The following is an 8143-nucleotide window of genomic DNA, read 5'->3' on the forward strand; positions in this document are numbered from 1 at the left end:
CCCCGGCAGCCGCCTCGGCCCGCTGCCGGCAAAGCTGACCGGCGGCGCGGCATCCCGGGCACTGGCGCCCGGCCTTCGGGTGCTGCTTGTCTTCGAGGAGGGCGACCCCCGGCGGCCCGTCCTCATCGACACGGTCCTCGACCGGGTGGAAGCGCCGGCACCCATCGAGATGGAAGCCTCCGAGCCCCTGGAAGAGGTCACCGTCGACGGCAGGCGCATCACCTTCGACGCCCGGGAGGAGATCGTCCTCCGCTGCGGCAAGTCGAGCATCACCCTGACCCGGGCGGGCAAGATCCTCATCCGCGGCGCCTACCTCCTCACCCGCTCCTCCGGCGTCAACCGCATCAAGGGCGCCTCGGTGCAGATCAACTGACACGCAGCCAGGGGGACGATCCTGCCATGAGACTCGATCGCGTCACGAAGATGGAAGCGGGATACACCATGGGCATGCAGCCCGACGGCCGGGAACTCCTGGTGGTCTGCGTCAAGGGCACCTTCGACTTCCCGGATAAAGGCATGACGCCTAACCTGGCAGAAGAACAGCTTCCCCTGGTGATGGCGGACACCTTTACCGGCGAGCCCGGGCTGTCGGCCCCGGTGTACGAAAGCGATTATGCCCCTGTAAAGCCCCGGTGCGACATTCTCCTCCACGGCAGCGCCTACGCCCCGGGCGGGAAACTGGCGGAAAAGGTGCCGGTGGGCCTTCAGTTCGGAGCCATGACCAAATCCTTTCTCGTCGTGGGCCACCGGGAATGGCGGAACGGGCTCCTCTCCGTGGCTGCCTCCGCTCCCAGACCCTTCAGGGTCATGCCGGTCTCCTACGACACCGCCTTCGGCGGCACCGACAACCGCCATCCGGATCCATCCAAACACGCGGCCCATGATCCAAATCCGGTGGGAAAAGGCTTTCACCACCATCTCGACGCCAAATATATCGACAAACAGCCCCTCCCCAACACCGAGGAGCTCAAGAACCCGGTGACCCAGCCCAACGGCAGCTATACGCCCATGGCCTTCGGACCCATCGGCCGATCCTGGCATCCCCGGGCCAAGCTCGCCGGCACCTATGACCAGAACTGGCTCGACAACGTCTTCCCCTTTCTGCCCAAGGATTTCGACCCGGCCTACTACCAGGCGGCCCCCGCGGACCAGCAGGTGCCCTATCCCAAGGGCGGCGAACCGGTGATCCTGAGGAACCTGACCCCCGAAGGCCAGACCGTCTTCCGGTTTCCGGCGATAAACATTTTGGTCTGGTTTTTTCTCAAGAACGGCGAGGAGAAGGAGCAGCCCGCCGTGGTGGACACGGTGATGCTGGAACCGGACCAGCGGCGCTTCACCGTCACCTGCCGCACGGCCCTGCCCCTCCGCCGGAACATGTTCGAGGTCTCGCTGGTGGTGGTGGGGGAACATCCCGAGGACCGGCTGAAGGCCTTTCCGGAATCCGAGGAGCCGTTTCCCATGCCGGCCTTTCCCGATGAGGAAGGGGAAGAAGCGCCCGAACCCGAAGAGGAGGCCTGATTGCAGAACCTCGCCGTCATCGCCGCCGGCATGATGACCAGCGTCGGCCTCAATGCCCCCGCGGCATGCGCCGCCATCCGGGCCGGCCTGACCAACTTTGCCGACACCCGCTTCATGGACAGCGGCGGGGAGTGGATCGTGGGCGGTGAGGTGCCCCTGAATCCTCCCTGGCGGGGAAGGGCCAAGCTGGTCCACCTGGCCGCCCCGGCCATGCGGGAATGCCTCGACGCGGGTGGACGTGTGGGCACCGAAAAGATTGCCCTGCTCCTTTGCGTTTCGGAAAAGGATCGGCCGGGGCGGTTTGCCGGGATTGAGGAGCACCTCCTGGCGGAGGTTCAGGATGCCCTGGGAGCGGCCTTCCACCCCTATTCCGCCGTCATCGCCCAGGGAAGGGTCGGCGGGGTGGCGGCGGTCCAGCGGGCCGCAACCCTCATATACGAAGGGCGACTCCCCTTCTGCATCGTGGCCGGAACGGACACCTATCTGACGGCGGGAACCCTGACCGCCTTTGAACAGGCATCCCGCCTCCTGACGGCGGACAACTCCGACGGCTTCATCCCCGGCGAGGCGGGCGCCGCCGTGCTGCTGGGGCCCGGCTCCCGACACCCTTCCGCCATGCAGATCACCGGCATCGGCTTCGGCAGGGAACCGGCCCCCATCCTCTCGGAGGAACCCCTCCGGGCCGACGGATTGGTCCAGGCCATCAAAATGGCCCTCACTTCGGCAAACCTCGACATGGGCGATCTCGATTTTCGCATCTGCGACGTCAGCGGCGAACAATACGGATTCAAGGAGGCGGCCCTCGCCCTCTCGCGAACCCTGCGGAAGCGCAAGGAGGCCTTCGACATCTGGCACCCGGCGGAATGCGTCGGCGAAGTGGGCGCCGCGACAGTGCCCATCATCCTCGCCGTGGCCCGGGCCGCCCTTCAAAAGAACTATTCCCTCGGCAGCAAGGTGCTCTGCCATTTCGGAAACGACGACGGCGATCGCGGCGCTTTGATCTTGCAGCACACCTGACGATAGAGGTAGCGATACATGGGTAATGACGTCTTTGCGAACGGGAGGGAAGTCTCATGCAAGGCGGCGGACGGGAAATCCATCGCGGCGTTTCCCGATGTCTGTTTCACCCCGCCGCAAACCCCGGCCACGCCGCCCGGTGTTCCGATTCCATATCCCAATACCGCATTTGCCAAAGATACGACTTCCGGTAGCAAGAGCGTTAAGATTTCCGGCAAAGAAGTCATGCTCAAGAACAAGTCCTACTTCAAAACCAGTACTGGGGATGAGGCGGGATGTGCTCCCAAAAAAGGAGTAATGACCAGCAAGATAAAAGGGAAGGCCTACTTTACAAGCTGGTCGATGGACGTCAAGTTTGAGGGTAAAAATGTCGTACGGCATCTTGATCTGACAACCCATAACCATGCGTCCATTAATACCAATACTCCCCCGACTTCCCATATTGACAGTATGGCGTCTGAACAGATACCGGACTGCGAACAGCTTAAAAGCAAACGCTCCGCCCTGAAGGCAAAATTGCCGAATACCAAAAAGAGTAAAGCAACGCTTGCAGTGGGAGCGACTGTGTTCAGGGGTAAAGCAAAAGTTAAGGCTTCTGCAAGTTCAGTCAGGGTAGGTAGAAAATACAATGGGAAATACAGTAAGTTCGCCAAAGGAATCAAAAAAGGCGGGACTTCAAATGTGGAGACCTGTGACAAGCCGCCTCAGCGGTTCAACTATGCCACGGGCCAGGCCAGACCTAAGCAGGGACATGCTGAAGCCAAACTGATCGAAGATTTTTTTCGTGGCGGCGGCCAAGGAAAACTGCGTATCAGTGTGAGCAAAAAACCATGCCCGGATTGTCAAAGACTGATTGATGAGGTGAATAAAGGCAAGGACGGTAAAGGGAAGTGCAATAAGATTGAAATATGCACAAACGAATCATGGGAGACGTAACATGGGATTGGATATATCTTTTTTGCCGATAAGTCATCTTGCCTCTCTGCCGCTTTCCTATGAGTGGGATGACTGGGATCCTTATGAAGTTGTTGGTGAAGCAGATGATGAACTGGTTGATAGGCTTGCCGGGCTATCCTTCCGGGCGATTGTGAGCTTTGCCATAGGTTGCGCTGAATGGGTGATCTGCCGATTCGGGCGCGTGTCAAAAGATCCCGTGCCCTTGCAATATCTCGAAGCATGTTGGGCATATATTATGTCAGACGGATTTGAAGCTCCGCCGGAGATGGAAGATGAGGATTGGAAAGGGAATGTGAGGGGCGCAATTAACCTCGCGCTCATGACGGTGTTGAACACCATATATGGCATCGAAGATGAAAGCCCAGAACCGGAAGCTGCATTTATCGACAAAGTTGCTCTCCATGTATTAAATGCCGATCCATTATACATTGCATGGAGAGAAAAGGTGTTTCAAAGACTCGAAAAGCTCTACCCTAGAGCTAAAAGAAACCTCTTGGGGTCACCAATACCGCGGGAAATCATCAACCCGGAGATTACAGTGACTTTGGAAGAAGCGGATGCTATGGTTGATGCATTTTTGAAAAAAATCGAAAAGGAATCAAATCAATTCCTGAATTCGACTGATGAGCAATGACGGAAGCAGTCGAGAAGAACAAAAGTATTCATCTGTAATACCAAGAAAAAGATCTGCATGAATGCTATTCAAGAAATAGTAAGACAACACGCCGAAGACGCCGCCTTCCTCTGGCTGCTTCGAAGCGGCGCCATCTCCGCGTCCCACTTCAGCCTGCAAGACCTGGCCGACCTCGACAACCGGGTCGAGGCCCATATCGACGGGCTCAGGGTGGCCGGGGATGCCGGGTGGGAGATCTGCCGGGAGGCGCTGTCGTGGAAGGAGCCCGGGGAGATCTTCGCCGCCGGGGTGCTGGCTTTTGAGTGCGGCGACAAGATGCGGATCGAAACCGTGCTTGAGGCCGTGGGGGAGGATCCGGTGCTCGCCCGGGGACTTATCTCTGCCTTGGGCTGGGTGGATTACGGCAGTGCGGCGCCTTTCATCGACGGCTTCCTCTCAAGCGATTCGCCATTTTTTCGGTATATCGGCGTCGCCACTGGAGCGGTTCACCGGCAATGCCGGATGGACGCCCTCACCGCCGCGGCCCATGACGACAACCCCCTGTTGCGGGCGCGGGCTCTCAAGGCCATTGGCGAGATGGGAAAGAGGGAATTCCAGGCCGTCGTGAAGAATCACCTTGCCGATGAAGACGAAACCTGCCGCTTCTGGGCGGCCTGGTCCGCCGCCGTGTTCAGCGACAGCTCGGCCGCCGGCGTGCTGAGAGCGATTGCGGAAGCCGGCGGCCCCTATACGGAAGCGGCCTGCCGAACGGTCATGAACCTTATGCATCATCGCGACGACCGGGAATGGCTGGCCTCGCTTCAGCACCATCCGGAAAAACAGCGCATCGCCGTCATCGGCGCCGGTGCCCTTGGGGATTCGGCCGACATTCCCTGGCTCATCCGAATGATGGAAATCCCGGAGCTGGCCCGTCCGGCCGGCGAAGCCTTCACCTTCATCACGGGCGTGGATATCGCCTACCTCGATCTCGAGGGAGAGTGGCCCGAAGGGTTCGAGGCCGGCCCCACCGAGGCCCCGGAGGACGACAACGTGGACCTGGACCCGGACGAAGACCTGCCCTGGCCGGCGCCTGAAAGGATCTCTGCATGGTGGGACCAGAACCGGCAAAATTTCAGGGCAAGCGAGTCGTATTTCTTGGGAAAACCCGTCACAGCCGGCCATCTCGAAACCGTCCTCAGAACCGGCCTCCAGCGGCAGCGCAAGAAAGCCGCCGTCATGCTGGCGGCCCGACACCCCCGGGGCATCCCGGTTTTCGAAACCCGGGCGCCCGGCTTCCGGCAAAAACAAATCCTGGGGGTGTCATGAATCTCCGCAGAAGCCTTTTCCTGCGTCACGCCGCCACCATCATTCCGACACCCCCGCAAAGGACAGCCCCGTGACCACAGAACACGACACGCCGGCCCCCGTTCTCATCTTGTCCATCGACGCCGAACCCATCGAACTCTACAAAATCCTCAAGATGGAAAACTGGGTAGGGTCGGGCGGCGAGGCCAAGTTTGCCATTGCCGACGGACAGGTTCTGGTCAATAATGCGGTCGAAACCCGGAAACGGAAGAAGATCTTTTCCGGAGACATGGTGGAGTTCGGCGGCAATAAAATTCAGATCCGCGTGCAGCCGGCATAACCTTTCAGGAAGAAAACTTCATGCAACCCCAGCTCTGGACCTATCTCATCGCCATCACCCTGCTCACCCTCACCCCGGGGGTGGACACCATGCTCATCATCCGCAACACCAGCCGCGGGGGCTGGCGGGACGGCGCCGTCAGCAGCGTCGGCATCTGCACGGGGCTCTTCGTCCACGCCACGGTGTCGGCCGTGGGCATCTCCGTCATCCTGCTCCAGTCGGCCCTGGCCTTCAGCGCCCTCAAGCTGGCGGGGGCCGCCTACCTGGTCTGGCTGGGGCTGGTGAGCCTCCGGCAAGCCTGGAAGCGCGGCGATTCGCCGGCGACGGCGATTCCGGTTTCCCCCCGTCTGCGCTTCAGCGTCCGGCGATCCCTTGCGGAGGGGTTTCTCTCCAACGTCCTCAACCCCAAGACCGTGGTCTTCTACATGGCCTTCCTGCCCCAGTTCATCGACCCCTCGGGCTCGGCCCTGCGGCAATCCCTTTTCCTGGCGGGACTCCATTTCGCCATCGCCATGGTCTGGCAGTGCTTCCTGGCCCTGATCGTCGACCACGCCGGAACCTGGCTGCAGCATCGCGCGGTCCACCGGGCCTTCGACGGGGTGACCGGGTCCATCCTGATGGCTCTGGGCATCAAGTTGGCGCTGACGCGATAGCCTCACCATCAATGCCGCCATGACCCCCGCCATCCATCTCCTCAAAAAATCGAAGGTCCCCCACACGGTGCACACATATGCACACGACCCCGAGAGCCGCGACTACGGCCGGGAGGCCTCCGAAGCCCTGGGGGTGCCGTCGGACCGGATGTTCAAGACCCTTCTTGTTGCCCTACAGGGCGGAAAGCAGGCTCTCGCGGTGGCCATGGTCCCCGTATCCGGCCAGCTCGACCTCAAGGCCCTTGCCGCGGCGGCCGGCGCCAAGAAGGCCGCCATGGCCGACCCGGCGGACGCGGAGCGGGCCTCCGGCTACGTCGTGGGCGGCATCAGCCCCCTGGGCCAGAAGAAGCAGCTTCCGGCCTTTATCGACGAATCAGCGGTAAATTTCGAGACCATTTACGTCAGCGCCGGGAAGCGGGGCCTTCAGATCGAAATGGCACCTGAAGACCTGATCCGCCTCTGCAAGGCTGCGGTGGCCGACATCCGGCGATAGGGGCCATTACGAGGTTCGGTCAGCGGTAGAAAACTGCAAGCGGAGGTTTCTTCCATCTGGACTGGAATGGAGGGAAGTCGATGGGATGTGCCGAGCAGTGTTCACCCTCAGGGAATCATGTCTTCAGGATTTTTTCCAATTGAACGATCAACGGCGGGAGGTCCAGTTCAATTGTATCCCATAGTACGCTGAGATCAACGCTGTCGTAGCCGTGAATCAGTCGATTCCGCATTCCGATCACCTCGCGCCAGGGGATCTCAGGGTATTTCGCCTGTTCCGCCGGGCTGATACGCGCTGCCGCCTCGCCGATGACTTCGGCAAGCCGGATCAACGACAGTTCAAGCATTCTTTCTTGCCTGAGATCCTCCGGTTGTTTGCCGGCGATCATGTCAACCGCCTCCCGGGCATGATCCAGCATATGCCGAAAAGGGATGATGTCGTCATGCCTCGGCATACTGAACTTCCCTTTCCGCCATGACCCTGGAGCGGAAATATTTGCTGATGAAGCCGGGTGTGTTCAAGTCAACCTTTCGGCCAAGGATTTCACCGAGTTCGAATTCAAGACGCGTCAGCCGGATCAGCCCGATCCTTGTGCCGGGCCGGAACTCCACGAGAACATCAACATCGCTGTCCGGCCCAAATTCATCGCTCAAGACCGAGCCGAAAAGGGAAAGCCTTTGAATCCCGTGTGTTCGGCAGAATCTGGCCAGTTGCTCTTTTGGAATTGCAATCCTGGATTTTGTCATCTCTATTCCCGCCCGCAGGTGGAGAGAACCGCCTGTATCGAATCAGTTCAATACTCCATAAATTATATGAAAAATATCTGGGCCTCACGATGCCGATGTCACGCGTCGATCATGATCCGGGCGTCCAGGGCCAGGACGCCGGTGCCGTAGACCCGCAACGGGTTCAGGTCCATCTCCCGGATATCCGGGCGCTCCATCAGGAGGTCGGCCACTGCCCGGATGCTCCGGCAGAGGGCGTCCAGGTCGCACCGGGCGCCGCCGCGGACGCCCTCGAGGAGGGGGAGCCCCTTGAGCTCGCCCAGCATCGCCCGGGCCTCGTCTTCATCAAAGGGGGCCACCCGGAAGCTCACGTCCCGGAGGATCTCTGTGAAGACGCCGCCCAGGCCGACCATGACCGTGGGGCCGAAGACCGGGTCTCTCAGGCCGCCGACGATGACTTCCACGCCGGGGGGCGCCTGGCGGCAGACGAGCACGCCCGCAAGTTCGGCGGCGGCGTCGTGG

The 8143-nt window shown here is 60.6% G+C and carries 12 protein-coding genes; 9 read left to right on the plus strand and 3 right to left on the minus strand.

Annotation, left to right across the window (positions count from 1 at the left end; genetic code table 11):
• From ACEW8N_RS06720 to ybaK, 9 genes are all read left to right on the plus strand, one after another.
• Positions 1 to 373, plus strand: a 373-nt coding sequence (locus ACEW8N_RS06720) for a DUF6484 domain-containing protein (RefSeq protein ID WP_373499033.1), incomplete at its 5' end; no start/stop codon positions are given.
• Between the two features lie 26 nt (positions 374 to 399).
• A complete protein-coding gene (locus ACEW8N_RS06725) occupies positions 400 to 1518 on the plus strand; it encodes a DUF2169 domain-containing protein (RefSeq protein WP_373499034.1) in 1119 nt (372 codons plus the stop codon).
• A complete protein-coding gene (locus tag ACEW8N_RS06730; protein WP_373499035.1) occupies positions 1519 to 2535 on the plus strand; it encodes a beta-ketoacyl synthase N-terminal-like domain-containing protein in 1017 nt (338 codons plus the stop codon).
• Positions 2536 to 2553: 18 nt separating this feature from the next.
• Entirely contained in the window at positions 2554 to 3471 is a 918-nt protein-coding gene (locus ACEW8N_RS06735; RefSeq protein ID WP_373499036.1) for a DUF4150 domain-containing protein, read from the plus strand.
• Between the two features lies 1 nt (position 3472).
• A complete protein-coding gene (locus ACEW8N_RS06740) occupies positions 3473 to 4126 on the plus strand; it encodes a hypothetical protein (protein ID WP_373499037.1) in 654 nt (217 codons plus the stop codon).
• Between the two features lie 57 nt (positions 4127 to 4183).
• Positions 4184 to 5431 carry a TIGR02270 family protein gene (locus ACEW8N_RS06745; RefSeq protein WP_373499038.1) on the plus strand — a complete coding sequence of 416 codons (1248 nt, stop codon included), beginning with the start codon at positions 4184 to 4186 and terminating at the stop codon, positions 5429 to 5431.
• Between the two features lie 70 nt (positions 5432 to 5501).
• On the plus strand, positions 5502 to 5750 hold the full coding sequence (locus ACEW8N_RS06750; protein WP_373499039.1) for an RNA-binding S4 domain-containing protein: 249 nt from the start codon (positions 5502 to 5504) through the stop codon (positions 5748 to 5750).
• A 20-nt stretch (positions 5751 to 5770) separates the two neighbouring features.
• Positions 5771 to 6403, plus strand: coding sequence for a LysE family translocator (locus ACEW8N_RS06755; RefSeq protein WP_373499040.1), 633 nt, complete (start codon positions 5771 to 5773; stop codon positions 6401 to 6403).
• 19 nt (positions 6404 to 6422) lie between these two features.
• Positions 6423 to 6896 (plus strand): Cys-tRNA(Pro) deacylase, encoded by a 474-nt coding sequence (gene ybaK / locus ACEW8N_RS06760; RefSeq protein WP_373499041.1) that lies wholly within the window; start codon positions 6423 to 6425, stop codon positions 6894 to 6896.
• Between the two features lie 115 nt (positions 6897 to 7011).
• Here the strand turns inward: ybaK and ACEW8N_RS06765 are convergent, their stop codons facing one another.
• The 3 genes from ACEW8N_RS06765 to ACEW8N_RS06775 form a co-directional block, all read right to left on the minus strand.
• Positions 7012 to 7350, minus strand: a complete 339-nt coding sequence (locus ACEW8N_RS06765; RefSeq protein ID WP_373499042.1) for a DUF86 domain-containing protein — start codon at positions 7348 to 7350, stop codon at positions 7012 to 7014.
• Positions 7337 to 7642 (minus strand): nucleotidyltransferase family protein, encoded by a 306-nt coding sequence (locus tag ACEW8N_RS06770; RefSeq protein WP_373499043.1) that lies wholly within the window; start codon positions 7640 to 7642, stop codon positions 7337 to 7339. The genes ACEW8N_RS06765 and ACEW8N_RS06770 overlap by 14 nt, the downstream gene beginning before the upstream one ends.
• Before the next feature lie 98 nt (positions 7643 to 7740).
• The coding region (locus tag ACEW8N_RS06775; RefSeq protein WP_373499044.1) for an acetate--CoA ligase family protein at positions 7741 to 8143 on the minus strand (403 nt) is incomplete at its 5' end.

Source organism: Desulfococcus sp. (genome assembly GCF_041737845.1).
In the GTDB taxonomy this organism is placed as follows: domain Bacteria; phylum Desulfobacterota; class Desulfobacteria; order Desulfobacterales; family Desulfococcaceae; genus Desulfococcus.

What these genes read in the sequence shown, in the direction of transcription:
- ACEW8N_RS06725 (WP_373499034.1), top strand. Translation starts at nt 400, where the DNA reads ATGAGACTCGATCGCGTCACGAAGATGGAAGCGGGATACACCATGGGC.
- ACEW8N_RS06735 (WP_373499036.1), top strand. Translation starts at nt 2,554, where the DNA reads ATGGGTAATGACGTCTTTGCGAACGGGAGGGAAGTCTCATGCAAGGCG.
- ACEW8N_RS06740 (WP_373499037.1), top strand. Translation starts at nt 3,473, where the DNA reads ATGGGATTGGATATATCTTTTTTGCCGATAAGTCATCTTGCCTCTCTG.
- ACEW8N_RS06745 (WP_373499038.1), top strand. Translation starts at nt 4,184, where the DNA reads ATGAATGCTATTCAAGAAATAGTAAGACAACACGCCGAAGACGCCGCC.
- ACEW8N_RS06755 (WP_373499040.1), top strand. Translation starts at nt 5,771, where the DNA reads ATGCAACCCCAGCTCTGGACCTATCTCATCGCCATCACCCTGCTCACC.
- ybaK (WP_373499041.1), top strand. Translation starts at nt 6,423, where the DNA reads ATGACCCCCGCCATCCATCTCCTCAAAAAATCGAAGGTCCCCCACACG.
- ACEW8N_RS06765 (WP_373499042.1), bottom strand. Translation starts at nt 7,350, where the DNA reads ATGCCGAGGCATGACGACATCATCCCTTTTCGGCATATGCTGGATCAT.
- ACEW8N_RS06770 (WP_373499043.1), bottom strand. Translation starts at nt 7,642, where the DNA reads ATGACAAAATCCAGGATTGCAATTCCAAAAGAGCAACTGGCCAGATTC.